General features: G+C 51.2%; 15 protein-coding genes. 12 read left to right on the top strand and 3 right to left on the bottom strand.

Annotated features, from left to right (window positions below; genetic code table 11):
- Window positions 1-69: 69 nt before the first annotated feature.
- The 6 genes from ACN0IC_RS12495 (at window position 70) to lpdA (ending at window position 6494) form a co-directional block, all read left to right on the top strand.
- Window positions 70-1515: a pyruvate dehydrogenase complex E1 component subunit beta gene (locus tag ACN0IC_RS12495; RefSeq protein WP_416879114.1), complete on the top strand. Its 1446-nt coding sequence runs from the start codon at window positions 70-72 to the stop codon at window positions 1513-1515.
- A gap of 2 nt (window positions 1516-1517) precedes the next feature.
- Window positions 1518-1988, top strand: a complete 471-nt coding sequence (locus tag ACN0IC_RS12490; RefSeq protein ID WP_416879113.1) for a hypothetical protein — start codon at window positions 1518-1520, stop codon at window positions 1986-1988.
- A 117-nt stretch (window positions 1989-2105) separates the two neighbouring features.
- On the top strand, window positions 2106-2600 hold the full coding sequence (locus tag ACN0IC_RS12485) for a nuclear transport factor 2 family protein (protein ID WP_416879112.1): 495 nt from the start codon (window positions 2106-2108) through the stop codon (window positions 2598-2600).
- A gap of 24 nt (window positions 2601-2624) precedes the next feature.
- The gene (locus ACN0IC_RS12480) at window positions 2625-4010 is read left to right on the top strand and encodes a pyruvate dehydrogenase complex dihydrolipoamide acetyltransferase (protein WP_416879111.1); all 1386 of its coding nucleotides are present in this window, start codon (window positions 2625-2627) and stop codon (window positions 4008-4010) included.
- A gap of 94 nt (window positions 4011-4104) precedes the next feature.
- The gene (locus ACN0IC_RS12475; RefSeq protein ID WP_416879110.1) at window positions 4105-5019 is read left to right on the top strand and encodes a hypothetical protein; all 915 of its coding nucleotides are present in this window, start codon (window positions 4105-4107) and stop codon (window positions 5017-5019) included.
- An 83-nt stretch (window positions 5020-5102) separates the two neighbouring features.
- Window positions 5103-6494, top strand: coding sequence for a dihydrolipoyl dehydrogenase (gene lpdA, locus ACN0IC_RS12470; protein ID WP_416879109.1), 1392 nt, complete (start codon window positions 5103-5105; stop codon window positions 6492-6494).
- Between the two features lie 3 nt (window positions 6495-6497).
- Here lpdA and ACN0IC_RS12465 read toward each other — a convergent pair whose 3' ends face one another.
- Window positions 6498-7592, bottom strand: a complete 1095-nt coding sequence (locus tag ACN0IC_RS12465) for an acyltransferase family protein (RefSeq protein WP_416879108.1) — start codon at window positions 7590-7592, stop codon at window positions 6498-6500.
- 215 nt (window positions 7593-7807) lie between these two features.
- Here ACN0IC_RS12465 and lipA point away from each other — a divergent pair, with 215 nt between their 5' ends.
- Both lipA and ACN0IC_RS12455 read left to right on the top strand, forming a co-directional pair.
- Window positions 7808-8773 (top strand): lipoyl synthase, encoded by a 966-nt coding sequence (gene lipA / locus ACN0IC_RS12460; protein WP_416879107.1) that lies wholly within the window; start codon window positions 7808-7810, stop codon window positions 8771-8773.
- Window positions 8773-9276, top strand: a complete 504-nt coding sequence (locus ACN0IC_RS12455) for a type II toxin-antitoxin system RatA family toxin (protein ID WP_416879106.1) — start codon at window positions 8773-8775, stop codon at window positions 9274-9276. The genes lipA and ACN0IC_RS12455 overlap by 1 nt, the downstream gene beginning before the upstream one ends.
- On the opposite strand, the gene ACN0IC_RS12450 is transcribed toward ACN0IC_RS12455, so the two are convergent.
- Window positions 9262-9768 (bottom strand): CinA family protein, encoded by a 507-nt coding sequence (locus ACN0IC_RS12450; RefSeq protein WP_416879105.1) that lies wholly within the window; start codon window positions 9766-9768, stop codon window positions 9262-9264. The two genes, ACN0IC_RS12455 and ACN0IC_RS12450, sit on opposite strands and share 15 nt — an antisense overlap.
- Window positions 9765-10907 carry a bifunctional 2-C-methyl-D-erythritol 4-phosphate cytidylyltransferase/2-C-methyl-D-erythritol 2,4-cyclodiphosphate synthase gene (locus ACN0IC_RS12445; protein ID WP_416879104.1) on the bottom strand — a complete coding sequence of 381 codons (1143 nt, stop codon included), beginning with the start codon at window positions 10905-10907 and terminating at the stop codon, window positions 9765-9767. The genes ACN0IC_RS12450 and ACN0IC_RS12445 overlap by 4 nt, the downstream gene beginning before the upstream one ends.
- A gap of 61 nt (window positions 10908-10968) precedes the next feature.
- Between ACN0IC_RS12445 and dusB the strand changes: the two genes are divergently transcribed.
- The 4 genes from dusB to ACN0IC_RS12425 all read left to right on the top strand — a co-directional run bounded on the left by dusB (window position 10969) and on the right by ACN0IC_RS12425 (window position 16853).
- The gene (gene dusB, locus ACN0IC_RS12440) at window positions 10969-11961 is read left to right on the top strand and encodes a tRNA dihydrouridine synthase DusB (protein WP_416879103.1); all 993 of its coding nucleotides are present in this window, start codon (window positions 10969-10971) and stop codon (window positions 11959-11961) included.
- Window positions 11958-13031 (top strand): two-component system sensor histidine kinase NtrB, encoded by a 1074-nt coding sequence (locus ACN0IC_RS12435; protein WP_416879102.1) that lies wholly within the window; start codon window positions 11958-11960, stop codon window positions 13029-13031. Before dusB ends, ACN0IC_RS12435 begins: the two co-directional genes overlap by 4 nt.
- A complete protein-coding gene (locus tag ACN0IC_RS12430) occupies window positions 13021-14337 on the top strand; it encodes a sigma 54-interacting transcriptional regulator (protein WP_416879101.1) in 1317 nt (438 codons plus the stop codon). Before ACN0IC_RS12435 ends, ACN0IC_RS12430 begins: the two co-directional genes overlap by 11 nt.
- 113 nt (window positions 14338-14450) lie before the next feature.
- Window positions 14451-16853, top strand: a complete 2403-nt coding sequence (locus ACN0IC_RS12425) for an ATP-binding protein (protein WP_416879100.1) — start codon at window positions 14451-14453, stop codon at window positions 16851-16853.

Raw genomic sequence — 16853 nt, 5'->3', positions numbered from 1 at the left:
GGGCTGTCTCGATTGCCGGTTTGGTAATCATGTTTATTTCCCTGCTAAATTTTATCTAGGATAGTTTGAATGGCAATCGATATTAAAATGCCGGCGCTTTCTCCGACTATGGAGGAAGGCACGCTGTCAAAATGGCTCGTCAAAGAAGGCGATAGCGTCACATCGGGCGATATTCTGGCCGAGATCGAAACCGACAAAGCGACGATGGAAGTCGAGTCGATTGATGAAGGCACTGTCGGTAAAATCGTCATTGCCGCCGGAACAGACGGCGTGAAAGTCGGCGAAGTGATTTTGCAGCTCTTGGAAGAGGGCGACAGCGAAGAGGATCTGTCTGACCCGTCCGCCTCAAAAGATGACGGCGATAAAGACGAAGACAAAGAGAAGGCTGACAAGAAAGAGAAGACGGAAGATAAATCCTCTTCCAAGGACGTTGAGCGCGAAGGCGAAGAAGCCGCGCCCGAAGAAAAGCCGGGAAAACCCAAACTGGCCGAAATTATTCAAAAAGACCCGGATGTTCCCTCCAATATTAAGATGGTCGAAACGACCGTGCGTGACGCGCTTCGTGACGCCATGGCCGAAGAAATGCGCCGCGACGAAAAGGTCTTCGTCATGGGCGAGGAAGTCGCGGAATATCAGGGCGCTTATAAAGTCACGCGGGAATTGCTGGAAGAGTTTTCGGCGCGGCGCGTGGTTGATACACCGATTACAGAATATGGTTTTGCCGGTATCGGTGTCGGCGCGGCGATGGGCGGTCTCAAGCCGATTGTCGAATTCATGACATTTAACTTTGCCATGCAAGCCATTGATCATATTATCAATTCTGCAGCAAAAACGCTTTATATGTCGGGCGGACAGATGCGTTGCCCGATTGTTTTCCGCGGCCCGAACGGCGCGGCGTCCCGCGTCGGCGCGCAGCATTCCCAGGATTATTCCAGCTGGTACGCGCATGTGCCAGGGCTGAAAGTCATTGCGCCTTATGACTCCGCGGACGCCAAAGGCCTCTTGAAAGCGGCTATTCGCGACCCGAACCCGGTCGTCTTTCTGGAACACGAACTCATGTATGGCGAGACATTCGACGTGCCGGATATGGATGATTTCCTTATCCCGATTGGCAAAGCGAAAATCCGCCGCGAAGGCGCGGACGTCACGCTCGTTTCTCACTCCCGCATGGTCGGGCGCTGCCTCGAAGCCGCCGAGAAACTGGCTGAGGAAGGTATCGACGCCGAGGTCATTGACCTGCGAACGCTCCGTCCTCTGGATACGGCGACCGTGATTGAGAGCGTCAAGAAAACCAACCGTCTGGTCTGCGCCGAAGAAGGCTGGGGACAACACGGCGTCGGCGCGGAAATCGCCGCGGTCGTCGTGAATGAAGCTTTCGATTACCTCGACGCGCCTCCGGCACGTGTGCATCAGGCGGATGTGCCGCTGCCATATGCCGCAAACCTCGAAGCGCTAAGCTTGCCAGGAACCGAGGATGTCGTGAAAGCGGCGAAGAAGGTTTGTTATAGAGATTAGTTGTGGGGAAGATTGTAAAATTTAAAGAGGCAAAAACGGCATTAGCTGAGGTCTATGTCATAGATTTTGTATCCGTACAGTTGGATCATTCTGTTACTATTGGTTTATCTCTGGAAATAGAAGGCCGTATGATTCATCCAGGAAAAGCTGACCACCCAGCTATGACTTGCATATTTTTTAATCCCTTTTTGTTCACAAAGACGATTTTAGATCAAGGACTTGACCAAGAAACTAATAACTTCAAACAGTTCATTGATGGGCTTAATGGGGTATTCGTTTCAGATAGTTCAGAAATACTAAAAAGCTACAAAAATGAATGGCTCACCAGAACGCCAGAGTTAGATCCATCTGAGTTGATGCATTATATAATTTACGTAGATGGTGAAAGTATCAGCGTTATTTCGCAGGAAGCGCCAAGAATTTTATTCGCAAAATCAGATGTTGAATCGCTGTTCGCGATAAGAAAGAAATAAAATCATGCCAATTGGAACTTTCATATTCACTTTGTCCCCCTTAGTGGGAAAAGGTTTGTTATAAAGATTAAATGAGTGCCATCATTTAAGTGTGTCGAAACAAAAGGAGAGAACGACATGAAAACATTATTGACGACGGGGGTTATGATTGCGGCGAGTTTCGCCATGACCGGCTGCATCAGTGTTGTTGAAGCCGGGAATAATGACCGCGATTATTCCGGCGTGACCACTGCCTATGCGCCTGTCACAAAATCTGACGAGCGCAAAATCAAAACGGCTGTTTATGATTATTTCGACGGGCAAGGCGACGCCTCGATCAGCCGACTTGATAGGGCTTTTGCAGATAACGCCTCTATGTTCGGTCTTGCGACAGATGAGAATGGCGATGACTATATCCGCGTCTGGCCCGATATGAACGAAGTTATCGAAAACTGGGCCAGCAATCCCAATCCGGTAGGCGAACGGGACAGCGATATTATCAGCATGGCTGTCACTGATGGCCGGATTGCCACGGTGCATTTCCGGTCTGCGGACCGTTTCTATGATGTGCTCACTCTTGTCAAAGTCAATGGAGAGTGGGAAATCGCCTCCAAAGTCTTTGTGAACCAATAATTATTTAACGCTAGGTCTTCTGACATGCCTGTTGAAATTCTCATGCCCGCTTTGTCCCCCACAATGGAAGAGGGGACTTTGTCTAAATGGTTGATGAAAGAAGGCGATACGGTATCGTCCGGAGACCTTTTGGCGGAAATCGAAACCGACAAGGCAACAATGGAAGTTGAAGCCGTCGAAGAAGGGACGCTCGCGAAAATCCTTGTGGAAGCCGGAACGGATGGCGTGAAAGTCAATTCGCCTATCGCGCTTCTGCTCGAAGAGGATGAGGATGAAAGCGCTCTGGACGGATATGAGCCGACAGGGGCGGATGTGTCCAAACCGGGTGATAAGAAAGACCAAAAGGCTGAACCTAAAAGCGAGTCGGTTCCCGACAAACCCAAAGAAGAAACCGGTAAAGCGGACGATGCGCCGTCCACGCGTTACGATAAAAAGCCTGACGACGGGCCTGCCCCGAAAACGGGATCGGATAAAGACGGCGATCGGTTGAGAGCGTCTCCTTTGGCGAAACGTCTCGCGAAAGAGGCCGGGATTGACTTGGCATCAGTCGAGGGCTCCGGCCCCAAAGGCCGCATCATCAAGGTCGATATCGAAAATTACGAAGCGCCGAAAGAGGCAGAGAAAAAATCCGAAGCGCCCAAGGACGCGAAAGATGAGTCCAAAGAAGTCGGCGCGGTTCGCAGCGGTGGCGCGGAGTATCTGTCCAAAATGGGGATCGAGGCCGGAACCTACGATCTTGAGCCTTTGAGCGGGATGACGAAAACCATTGCAAGGCGCCTATCAGAGTCGAATAATAATGTGCCGGACTTCCCGCTGCAGATTGATTGCGAAATCGATGAATTGCTAAAGCTGCGCAAAGAGTTAAACGCGCAGGCCCCTGAAGACGTGAAGGTGAGCGTCAATGATATGCTTATCCGCGCCTGCGCCTTGTCTCTGAAATTCGTGCCGGAAGCCAATGCGAGCTATACGCCGGACGGAATCGCTTATCACAAACACGCCGATGTTGCGGTGGCGGTCGCCATTGATGGCGGATTGATCACCCCGATTGTACGCGAAGCCGAAAATAAAGGCCTGTCAACAATCTCGACTGAAATGGTGGATCTGGCTGGCCGCGCCCGCGAGATGAAACTCAAACCAAATGAGTATCAGGGCGGGACGTTCTCTATTTCCAACCTTGGCATGATGGGGATTAAGTCTTTCGGCTCCATCATTAACGAGCCGCACGGCATGATCCTCTCGGTTGGGGCAGGCGGGCCGCGCCCTGTTGTCAAGGACGGGGAGATTAAAGTGGCAACTGTCATGAGCGTAACGCTCACCTGTGACCACCGTGTTGTGGACGGGGCGTTGGGCGCGAAATGGCTCCAGCACTTTAAACGCTATGTCGAGCAACCGATTACAATGATGTTGTAATAACTGAGCAAAGTTTCTCCCTAGAGGGGAGGAGCATTGCCCTTCAGCCGCCCCGCGTTATACTTAATGAAAACTTAAGTTCGCGGAGCGGATTATGCTTTGGAAATCATTACTTACTGGAACCCTCCTTGCGGGCCTCGCTGGAGCAGTCGTTTATTTTGGGACGGGCGGAGAAATTGCCACGGCTGGCGTGAAAGCCGACTTCCAGCAAGCCGTTTCGAATACAAAGGAAGCCACCAAATCTGTTGCGGATGATGTCAGCGAGTCGGCCTCCGATACGATAGAAAAAATGACGAGCGCCTCTGACTCGCTCGAAGCGAAAATCAAAGAAACTTTGTCCGATGGAGATCAGGCCCAGCCGCCAAAATCAGAGACTTCAAAATCAGAAGATAAGAATAAATCTGAAAAAAAATGGCTGGACCGCTATCTGAAAAAGAAAAGCGACGATGATAATTCTGATGTAGATGCATCAGAGCAGGCCCCCATCGATGTGGACGAAATGGACACGTCTGACGTGGACGGCGCTGTCCGGGATATTTTGAAAAAAGAGCGAGAAACCTCTGAGGGGCAGGAAACAGAGCCGAGCGATGATATTCAGGCAGTAGAGGACCCTGATACCGCTACGCAGAAAACGGCTACATCGCCTGAGATGAAGTCTGGCGAGGAAATCGAAGCGGTTTATGAAACAGCGCTCGCGGAGACAAAAGATATTGGTATCGTGGAGCTTCGAGACCGCGCTTATCTGAGCCTGATTGACTATACGATCCGCCAAATGGATTTTGAACGGTCCAAAGCTGTTATTACCGAAATAAGCCAGCCTGAGCTGCGCGATACCGCGCGGAGCAATATTGCGGTGGGTCTTGCCCGCCTTGGAAAGCGCGACGCGGCTTTTGCCATTCTGGAAAATGTCGAGACGCAGGCGCTCGCTGATGTGCTTCGTTTGCAGGTGATAGAGGCTATGACGGCTCCCTCCCAGAATCAGGCAAACTCTAACATTCCGACAAATTAGATATTCCGAATTATGGGTTCTAATTCGCCCTGAAATCTGTCATAGATTTGCGAGAATTAATTCCCGCAATAAGGCCCAAACCTATGGCTGAAACAGCTTTTGACGTTATCGTAATCGGATCCGGACCCGGGGGCTATGTGACCGCCATTCGGGCGGCTCAACTCGGATTTAAAACTGCGATTGTTGAAAAGGAAGATTTGGGAGGCGTTTGTCTGAATTGGGGCTGTATTCCGACGAAAGCGCTTCTGCGTTCCGCCGAAGTTTATCACAATATGCAGCACGCGGATGAGTATGGCCTTTCCGCCGAGCCGAGCTTTGACCTTGAAAAAATCGTCAAACGCTCCCGCAAAATCGCCGGGCAGCTTTCCGGCGGCATCAAGCATCTCATGAAGAAAAACAAAATCACCGTGATCAACGGTTTTGCTAAACTTAAAGAAGGTAAGGACGCGCCAACGGTTGTGGTGGACGGAACAGATTATACGGCCAAACACGTCATCCTGGGAACCGGGGCTCGCGCCCGTCATATCCCGCAAGCGGGGTTAGAGCCGGACGGAAAATATATCTGGACAGCCCGCGAAGCGATGGTACCGGACAGCATTCCGAAAAAGCTTCTCGTTGTGGGCTCGGGCGCGATTGGCATGGAATTCGCCTCCTTTTTTGACGCCTTTGGCGCCGACGTGACGGTCGTTGAAATGGTGGATCGCATCCTACCGGCGGAAGATGAAGAGATCTCCAAAATGGCCCGTAAGGCGTTTGAAAAGCGCGGCGTAACAATCAAGACTGAAACGCAAGCCTCTGTAAAGACAAGCAAAAATGGCGTTACAGCGACTTTGACCAAAGGCGATACATCCGAAGAGGTCGAGTTTGATCGCGTCGTTCTGGCTATCGGCATTGTCGGCAATACCGAAGATATGGGCCTCGAAAATCTGGGCGTTAAAATTGAGAAAACGCATATCGAGGTCGATGAATATTCCTTTACGGGCGTGAAGGGTCTCTATGCGATTGGCGATGTAACCACACCGCCCTGGCTTGCGCATAAAGCGTCGCATGAAGGCATTATCTGTATCGAAAAAATCGCAGGTGAAAATCCGCACCCTCTTGATGCGAATGCTATTCCCGGATGTACTTATTGCCACCCACAAATTGCGTCTGTGGGACACACCGAAGCGCAAGCGAAAGAGGCGGGCTATGAGGTAAAGGTCGGGCGTTTCCCTTTCATTGGCAACGGCAAAGCGATTGCTTTGGGAGAGCCGGAAGGTTTGGTCAAAACCATCTTTGACGCCAAGACGGGGGAGCTGCTCGGCGCGCATATGATCGGCGCCGAAGTGACTGAGCTTATTCAAGGCTATACGATCGCGCAAAAGCTGGAAACGACAGAGCACGAGTTGATGGAAACTGTGTTCCCGCATCCGACCCTGTCAGAGATGATGCACGAGGCGGTTCTCGACGCCTATGACCGGACAATCCACTATTAAGGTTTAGTCCAGTAAGATTTTGCCGCCCTCAAGGGATGGGGGCTTTCGGCCGAATCTCAAATGTTTTGCAAATTGCTTTTTTGCCTTGAGGGCAGGTTTTTCGACAATATGCCACGACGCGTATGCAATTGCATATGAGAGAGGCGCGATAAGAACGAAAAGCGCTATTGGGCTTAGTTGCGGCCACCAATAAAAGGCGAGCTGCAGCAAGCCCCAATGGTAAATATATATGCCGTAGGAAACATCAGAGAGGTCTTGCAAGCGGTTGAAACGCGGGGCTTTCAAGAAAGCGACAAGCATGAGGCCGTAAGCCAGCATCAAGTTCATGGCTATTTCCATCGCGCTTATCTGGCTGCATAATACTGCCAACAAGGCCATGCAGAGTAAACCTGGGAGGTGGAAGTTCAGTCGTTTTCGATAGGCAAATAGGGTGGCACCCAATCCGTATGCGATTCCGAACCGCAACACACTCTGCGCTGTGGCGGGAAGATGCTCATATAACCCTGTCTCCTTGGTCACAATCCACGCCAGGCTGGGGATAATAAATTGCGCCAAAATCATCCATTTGCGTCGCATTAGACCCAATGAAAAAATTAGGGCCGTCCCCAGATAGGCCATAAGTTCATAACGCAAAGTCCAGAGAGGCGCTCCGGCTAATTGCTCATGATTGGTTAGGAAAGCGCCGGGGAGAACCATATCCGAGTTGAAAAAACTTAACACAAGCAAGGGCTGTTTCCACACATCCGGATGCGTGAGGTAATCCCAAGTGGGAAGCGTTGTGGCGAGAGGCCCGATGAGGAGCAGAATAAAGGCTAAATGTATAATCAGAGCCGGGTAAATTCTAAGGACACGCGCAGAACTATATTCTGCCAAATCCCTACGATAGGTCATACTTTTCGTAACAAGAAAACCGGAGGTGATAAAAAATAAATTTACCGCCAGATAACTTAAGTCGTAATGAAAAAAACCGTGAATTCCACCAGACATGTCTCGCAAACCGACAATCATTGCATGATCTATGACAACTAAAAGCGCCATAAGAATGCGTAAAGGCGTGAAAAAGTTGTCGTGCCCGTCCCGAATTCGCACAGGCGTCATCAGGCGCTGAAACAGCGAAAACTCAGGTTTAGCGATAGTATTTGCCTTGAACAGGGTTCTATTTCCTCATTAATGCCAATATTTGTAGCGTAATCCTGTTAATATAAGCAAAAAACACGCCAACTTTGCGTGTTTGCAGATTTGCGGGCTCTGCCTTGCAGTGAAAGCCTGAAATTGAGCTTGCTCCTGACGGTCAAAACCCCCATTTAACGCTCATGGCTACGCTTATTGATACTGCGCAGAATATTCGCCCCAAGCCCGCATTGCGGCATCCGGAAAAGGCCAACCGGCCGGACACCGAGGTGCTTCGCAAGCCGTCATGGATTCGGGTGAAAGCCCCGACCTCCAAGGGATATGCCGAAACCCGCAAAATCGTGAAGGACAAAGGCCTCGTAACTGTGTGCGAAGAAGCGGGCTGTCCGAATATTGGCGAGTGCTGGGAAAAGTCGCATGCGACCTTTATGATTCTGGGAGAGGTTTGCACGCGGGCTTGCGCTTTTTGCAATGTGGCCACGGGCCTGCCGCAGGACGTTGATGCTTATGAGCCCAAAAAAATTGCCGAGGCGGTTGATGAAATGGGCCTTAAACATGTCGTGATTACGTCTGTGGACCGGGATGATCTGTCAGATGGCGGAGCCCAGCACTTTGTCGACGTCATAAATGCCATTCGGTCCCAATCGCCCAAAACCACGATCGAAATTCTGACGCCTGATTTTCTTCGGAAAAAAGGAGCGGTAGAAACGGTCATTGATGCCCGCCCGGATGTCTTCAATCATAACCTTGAAACCGTGCCGCGTCTTTATTTGTCTATTCGTCCCGGCGCGCGTTATTTCCACTCCCTTCGTCTTTTGGAGCGCGTCAAGGAACGCGATCCCTCCCAATTTACAAAATCAGGCCTGATGGTCGGATTGGGAGAGACCAAAGAAGAAGTCATGCAGGTCATGGACGATATGCGCTCTGCGGGAATCGACTTCCTGACAATCGGCCAGTATTTGCAACCGACCCGCAAACATGCGGCTGTGAAGCGGTTTGTTACGCCGGAAGAATTCAAGGCTTACGAGACGATTGCTAAAGCAAAAGGATTTCTTGTGGTCTCTGCCAGTCCGCTCACGCGTTCCAGCTATCATGCGGATAGTGATTTCACCAAACTTCAGGCCGCTAGACAGGCCCAGCACGCCTAATGCCGTCCGCCAGTTTTACCAAACGCATTCCACACGGAGCGGGCGAGCTGTTAGAGATGGTCGCCAATGTCGAAGAATATCCAAACTTTATTGAATTGATTTCCAGCTTGCGGATAACCAAACAGCTGAGCGAAACAGATTTCGAAGCCGAAGCTGTTGCGGCCTATAAATCCATTCGGCAAAATTTTAAGTCACTCGTCCATGTTGACCGCGAGAAAAAAGTTATTCGAGTCACCAAAGCGGAGAAGGGTGGGCCCGTTAAAAATCTTGAAAATCGCTGGGTCTTTCATGAGCTGTCAGACGGAACAACCTTGGTGGACTTTTACGTGGATGTGACTTTGAAAGCCTTCCCGCTTAACCTTCTTATTAAGGACAAGTTTGAGAAAGCCAGTAGACACATCATGAAAGTGTTTGAGGAGAGAGCGGCGAAAGTCTGCGACCCTGTCAAAGCCGATCCGAATTTGAATTTAAAGAAAGAAAAGAGCCGTCTAGGCGTTGCTTAAAGCGTTCTTCAAAGCCTTTAGCGCTTCGTAACACGTTATATCTCTGACTTTATTACGTCCAATGTCTCCAAAATTGTGAAGGGTTGCCGTCGCGTCTTGCCCTTTAAGTGCGAGACCTATCCAGACTGTCCCTACGGGCTTTTCGTCTGTGCCTCCGCCTGGTCCGGCAATACCTGTGACAGAAACGGCTAAATCAATCTCGAGCGCGCTAAGAGCGCCTTCCGCCATAGCTTTGGCAACTGCTTCGCTAACGGCGCCGTGATCTGCCAAAACGTCTTCGCTAACGCCGAGATGGCTTATCTTTATTGAGTTATCATAGGCAATAATCCCGCCTTTAAAAGGCGCAGAGGAACCGGCAATGGACGTAATGGCGGCGCCAATCAGCCCGCCTGTACAGCTCTCCGCTGTTCCAATCCGGAGATTTTTCTCGGTAGCCTGAGAGATAACGTGTTGGGCCAGAGAAAAAATATCTTTCAGCGTCACGGCGCTCATGAGGGGAGCCTTACAGTCGCGGTCGCTTGCGCCGCCAGACCTTCACCTCTACCAGTGAAACCTAGTTTTTCCGTTGTCGTCGCTTTGACGCTCACGCGGTTTAAAGGAAGCTCGCAAAGCGCGGCAATTCGCTCGCGCATTTTTTCACGGTGCGGTTTGATCTTGGGTTTCTCGCAAATCAGGGTGACGTCGACATGTTGTAATTTTCCGCCGCGTTCGGCGAGTTTTTCCAAGGCAAAAAGCAGAAATTTATCCGAAGCTGCGTCTTTCCATTTTGGGTCAGACGGCGGGAAATGATCGCCAATATCCCCAAAAGCAATCGCGCCGAGCAAGGCATCCGTCAAAGCGTGAAGCCCGGCATCGGCGTCCGAATGGCCTCTTAAACTATATCCGCAGTCTATCGGCAGCCCGCAAAGCCACAATGTGCCGCCCTCTTCAAACTGATGAACGTCAAATCCGGATCCGGTTGCGATGTAGGTTTCTGATTGCAGCATCTGCTCGGCTTTAGCGAAATCTTCCGGATAGGTCAGTTTAAAATTACGCTCATCTCCCTGAGTAAGGGTGATTGCGAGACCAGCTTCCTGAGCGACAGCAATATCATCGGCCCGACTTTCGTTTTTTGGTAGAGCTTTAAAAGCGCGCCAGACTTCCTGATAGTGAAAAGCCTGGGGCGTTTGAACGCGGCGCAGGCCTTCCCGGTCAACGGCTTCGCCGGAAAGCGTTTTTAGCGCATCGGGTATGGGGAGGGCCGGCGCGGCGGCATGGCTGGTTAGTAGCGCTTCGGACAAGTCAGAAATGATTTTAGAAGAGATAAAGGGGCGGGCGGCGTCATGAATGAAGACGTGATCAATATTGGAATCTTCCAGCGCAGCTAACCCGTTGCGCACAGATTCTGTGCGATTGGCGCCGCCAATGACGATTTTGGCATCAGTCCCGATATCTGAAAGAACAGATTGTATAAAGGGGTCATTTTGGCTGACGACAACGCAATAGATGTCGAAATTACAGGCTTTTTGTAGATTTGAGAGGGTATGCTCAATAAGGGGTCTGCCTGAGACATGTCGATATTGCTTCGGTTTATCACCTCCAGCGCGTTCGCCCTTGCCGGCAGCGACTAAAATTAAGGCGGTACGGGGCATAGTCCCTCAAAACGTGTGGTGAATTATTGTGCGGTCAATTTGGCAGCTATAAGAGAGGGTAATGGCAAATTCACTTCATATCGGCAAGTTCGAACTACGCTCCCGCGTTTTAGTTGCGCCCATGTCCGGTGTGACGGATTTACCCTTTCGGAAAGTTCTTGCGAAATTCAGACCCGGCCTGGTGGTTTCGGAAATGGTGGCGGGTGACCGTCTGGCCAGCGGAGATCCGGAAAGCCTCGCCCGCGCCGCTGGCTCGTCGGACATACACCCGCTTGCCATTCAACTGGTCGGTCACGACCCGGACTGGATGGGGGTGGGCGCAAAATTATGCGAAGAAGCGGGCGCGCATATCATAGATATCAATATGGGCTGTCCGGCGCGTAAAGTCGTCGGCGGACAATCGGGCTCTGCTCTGATGCGGGATTTAGACCACGCGCTGGCGATGATCGAAAAAACGCTGGCGGCAACCTCTTTGCCTGTGACTTTGAAAATGCGACTGGGTTGGGACGAACAGAGTTTGAATGCGGCCGAACTGGCCAGCCGGGCCGAAGCCGCAGGCGTCCAAATGATTGTCGTTCACGGCCGAACCCGGTGCCAGTTTTATGAAGGCCAGGCCGACTGGGCGGCTGTCAAAGCCGTCAAAGAGGCTGTTTCAGTTCCTGTCATTGTCAATGGAGACATCCATGACGGCGCCACGGCGCGCCGCGCGATAGAGCAGTCCGGCGCTGACGGCGTCATGATTGGTCGCGCGCTGACAGGGCGACCCTGGCTCATTTCAGATGTCATGAAGGCCGTTGATGATATTTCAGCGCCGGTTCTTTCCCTATCTGAAAAGTCGGATATTGCGACCGATCATTATAAGAATGTCTTGGAGTTTTATGGAGAAGACAAAGGGCTTCGGGTCGCGCGCAAACATGTTTCTGCGTACCTCGAGCATGCGCCGGGTAAGGTTCCGGAAGCTCAGCGGCGTCTGGCTCTGTCGACAAAAGACACACACAAAGTTCTATCCATTCTAGCTCAAGCGTTTGAGAGCGATGAGGAGCAGGCGGCATGAGCAAGCTGTCTCTTGGAGCGATGGTGGGCGAAGACGCCCCTTATCCCTGTTTTCTGATTGATCCCGCGACGCAAAAAGTTGTCTGGGCCAATGACGCCGCGCAAAGCTGGACGGGCCTCTCGATTAAACGTCTTGGAAAAGAAGATATCTGGGTTGTCTTGAATATTCAGGATCTTCCCAAGGGCCGCATTCTTCAATCCTTTGAGGAGGGAAGTGCGGTCACTGTCCGGGATTGCGAAATCAAATTCAATCACCGAAAAGATTCCGAAGTTCATCTTTCTCATTTAACCGCGTTTCCTACTCAGGAACATATCGGTATCGGGATACGGTTTGCCAAAGCCCAGCCCCGTAACAACGCCATGGGCGGTCACGTCGTGTCCGGCATGGGGCGGCTGATTGCGCATGAACTTAAAAACCCTTTGGCGGGAATTAAGGGGGCGGCGCAGCTCCTGCGCGAAGATGTGGCCAGTGAAGAAGGCCAGTCTCTGATTGATCTTATTGCTTCAGAAATTGACCGAATTCGACGCTTAGCCGACCGGATGGAAACACTCGGCGATAGTGACCCTGAGATTGAAGAACAGGTAAACATTCACGAAGTCCTCAGGCGCGCCCGCAAAATTATCCAGTCCGCAGATAAAGAGCTGGTTTTTACCGAGCATTATGATCCGTCCCTTCCTCATGCGGCCGGGGATCCGGATACGTTGATGCAAGCCGTTCTGAACCTGATTAAAAACGCATCGGAAGCCGGAACGGAAATCACGCTTCAGACAAAATTCAGAAGCGGTGTTTCCGCGACAGGTGAGGGCGAAGAAAAAGCGCAGAGCCTGCCCATAGAGATTCAGGTGATTGATAACGGCCCCGGGATTCCTGCGGATTTGGTGGATCAGGTTTTCCAGCCTTTTGTGTCGACAAAACAGGACGGGCAGGGGCTAGGCTTGGCGCTTGTTTCCAAAGTTGCTGCGGCCCATGGCGGAGTTGTCGAAGTCAGGTCTCATCCCGGTCATACCGTTTTTTCTCTCCTTCTTCCCGCCCCACGTGTAAATACAGAAAGTTCAGACAATGAAATATGAAGTTTTATTGGCCGATGATGATGATAGCGTCCGGCTTGTTCTCTCCAAAGCTCTGACGCGTGCGGGACATAATGTAAAAGCGACCGATAACGCCCAAACCCTATTGAAATGGGCAGAGGCCGGGCAGGGCGACATTATCGTGACGGATGTGATGATGGGCGGGCGAGAAGTCTTTGACACGCTGCCGGAAATTTCCCAGGCGCGGCCCAAAATGCCAATCGTCGTTATAAGCGCGAACAACACAGTGAACACGGCGTTGAAAGCCGGACAGCAAAAAGTCTTCGAATATGTTCCGAAGCCGTTTGATCTGGAAGATGTCACCAATGCGGTGTCGCGGGCCGGGCAATCCGTTAATCCGCGCCGGGGGCGGATCAATCCGAAAACCAAGCGCCTGCCCATGATTGGCCGTAGTCCGGCCATGCAGCCCGTCTATCGGGCGGTGTCACGCTTTTCCTCAAGTGACTTGCCCGTTCTTATTCAGGGCGCGGTAGGGACAGGTAAAGATCTGGTGGCCCAACTCCTCCATGACGGCGGCCCGAGGGCGGATCGTCCGTTTTTACGTACGAGTGATTTTTCAAACACGTCCCTCACACTGCAAAAGGTCAATGGCGGGGACATTTATCTGGATGAAATTGCTGAGCTCAGCCTGACGCAACAGGAGGGATTGCTTTCCCTGATGACAGAAGCGGAACTGATCCCGGCGTCCAAACGTCCTCGCGTCTTATCCGGCACGCGCAAAGACCTTCGAAAAATGGCCGAAAGCGGAGCCTTCCGGGATGATTTGCTGTTTCGTATCAATGTGGCCGAAATCCGCATACCGCCCCTGTCGGGCCGTGATAAAGACACGTATGAACTGGCGGAGAGTTTCTTGTCACAGGCGTCCCCGGGCCAGCCCCGCCGATTTGAATCCGACGCCCTGGACATCTTGCATCGTCATAATTGGGCCGGGAATGTGCGTGAACTGGAAAACCTCGTAAGACGGCTTTCTGTTCTCTATTCGGACGACATCATTACGGCCGATATGGTTTTGCAGGAATTTTCAAAGGATATACGTCCGCGCAATGCTGAGGGCGACACGCAGGAAAAGCTTGATAAAAAACTGGAAGAATCTTGTCGAATTTTGCTGAATGACGAAAATGCCGATCTTGAAGAGACAATTTATCAAACGGCTCTTTCCTGGGTGGAACGGCCCCTTATCGTTGAAGCTTTAAGACTTACAGGCGGAAATCGTGCCAGAGCCGCAGAGCGTTTAGGCATACACAGAAACACATTAAGGACGCGATTAAAGTCTTTGGATATCTCTTAGTTTGAGTCAAAAAGGTCTGACAAAAAGGATAGATTTTCTAGTGTTGATTTTGTGCAACACTGCGATAAAAGAGTGACAGTTGCGCCGTTATTGGCGCGTAGCATTCGGATAGCGTGACTGTTATTAAACCCATTCAGGCCCAATCGCCAGAACAGACCGGATCCGTTGGTGTGGTCAGCCCTGAGACCTCGTCTGACGTATCCAAAAAGACTCGCGCGCAAAAACCCTCGAGATACCCTGAACAGCCCTTTATAAAGAGAGCTCCGAAAATAGCCCGCTCGGCGCTGTTCGGCGTCTTTTTCATGACGGCCATGTTCGTGACAATTTTAGGAGCGCTGTTTTCATTCTCTGATCAATCGGAACAAATTGATCGATCGTTTGACGTCTTGCGGGCGAATTTGATCCTCATCGTCTTCCTCGCAATATATCTGGGATACCGGGTTTGGGGGACACTTTTCACGAAGGCACGGCGGCGAACTGCGCCGCTCTTGCACCGACGCTTCGTTTTTATTTTCAGCCTCGCCGCCCTTGTTCCCGCCATCATCGTCGGTGTCTTTTCATTGTCGTTTATCAGCCAGAATATCAATGATATTTTTGGAGCTGATGTCCGAAAGAATATGGAGCAGGCCCGGTCCATTCTTGATGACTACGTCGATCAGGAATTGTCTGATTTAGGCAAAGATATCAATATTCTATCTGCGACTATTGATGCCGATCCAACTATGGTTGAACAAAGAATATCTCTGACGGCAGAACTTCAAATTCAGGCGCGCGTCAGAGATCTCGATGCCGTCTATATGCTCAGTGATCAGGGTGATGTTCTTGCCCGCGTAGAATCACCTTTTGCCCCTGATTTTCGAGTGCCGGCCGATAGTGTGTTCCAAAGCACGAGCCAAGGCAGGATTGCCTATCAGAAAAGAGATGATCTGGATTATCTCATCGCGCTGTCTCCGCTTCCGGAATTTACAAATGTTTATCTTTATGTCGGCCGTGTCTTGCGCTCGGACAGTCAGGTCTTGTCCAGTATTTCCGGTATCGAAGGGGCGACTCAGTCTTTGACCAGCTTTAACCAGAAACAGGCAAAGATGCGGAATATTTTTGTCCTGACCCTGATGGAAACTGCACTGCTCATTCTGATGGCGGCTATCTGGTTGGGTCTGGTTCTCGGAAACCGTATCATCGAACCTTTGGGTAGATTGATTACAGCGGCGGAATTGGTTCGAGCCGGAGATATGAGTGCGCGAGTCAATGTGGGCGAGGATTGGGGCGAAATTTCAGACCTGGGCAGTGCCTTTAACCGAATGACCCAGCAGCTGGACTCTCAACGGGATGCTCTCGTCAAGGAGCATGATATTTCAGAACAAAGGAGACAGTTTTCCGAAGCCGTCCTATCCGGCGTCCGCGCCGGCGTTATCGGTTTGGCGCAAACCGGTCGGATAACTCTCATCAACAAATCCGCTGAACAATTATTGGGGCTGGACGAAAAAAGCTTGCTGGGCCGTCCGATTGATCAGGTTTTGTCACCATTTGCCCCCGCTTTTAAAAAAGGGCGAGAGAGTATCCAGGCCTCGGCAGAAGATCAGGTCAGTTTTGAAATTGACGGACAGGTGAGAAACTTTGACCTTAGGGTCTCGGCCTATCAGGGCGCGCGGAAAGATACGGGTTGGGTGTTGACCTTTGATGATATGACGCGGCTCGTTTCGGCCCAGAGGCATTCTGCCTGGCGCGAAGTAGCCCGGCGGATTGCTCATGAAATCAAGAATCCCTTAACGCCGATCCAGCTGTCTGCGGAACGACTTGAGCGCAAATACAGTAAGGAAATCACCAGTGACCCTCAGACGTTTGCAAACTGCACCCAGACAATTATCCGTCAGGTCGGCAGTCTGGAGCAAATGGTCAACGAATTTTCTGCCTTTGCTCGCATGCCCGCGCCTGAATTCGCCAATGTTGAATTACCTTCATTGTTGAATGAGGTGCTCTTCGAACAGGGCGTGGCATTTCCTGATATCAAATTCGTTCAGAAAAAATCATCGCGCAAGCCCTCCCGGATTTGGGGGGATGAGCGGCTTATTACTCAGGCTTTGACCAATATTTATAAAAACGCCGGAGAAGCGGTTTTAAGAGCTTATGATCAATCCGGGGAAGAAGCCGTCGAGGGACGAATTGTGACAGAGCTCGTCGTGGAAGAAGAATGCGTCCTCATAAGAATTCTTGATAACGGTCCGGGGTGGCCTGTGACAGATAGAATCCGTTTGCTAGAGCCTTATGTGACAACCCGCGAAAGCGGAACGGGGCTGGGGCTCGCTATCGTGAAGCGGATTGCCGAAGACCACGGCGGAAGTCTAACGCTCGCTGAACCCCCTATGGGCGGGGGTGGAGCCTGCGTTGAAATCCGGTTTGCCAAGAAGAAATCGTCCCTTTCGCCTGAACTCGGGCTTGATGCACCGCTGACCTCAAAAACTGAGACCAACGAAGATGATGACACGCCGAAAAAAGGTAAACCCTTAAAGGACTGA

The sequence above is a fragment of the Litorimonas sp. genome (assembly GCA_029936425.1).
Classification (GTDB): domain Bacteria; phylum Pseudomonadota; class Alphaproteobacteria; order Caulobacterales; family Maricaulaceae; genus Litorimonas.
The sequence above is the reverse complement of the archived record's forward strand: the minus strand, read 5'-3'. Positions and strand labels throughout refer to the sequence as shown.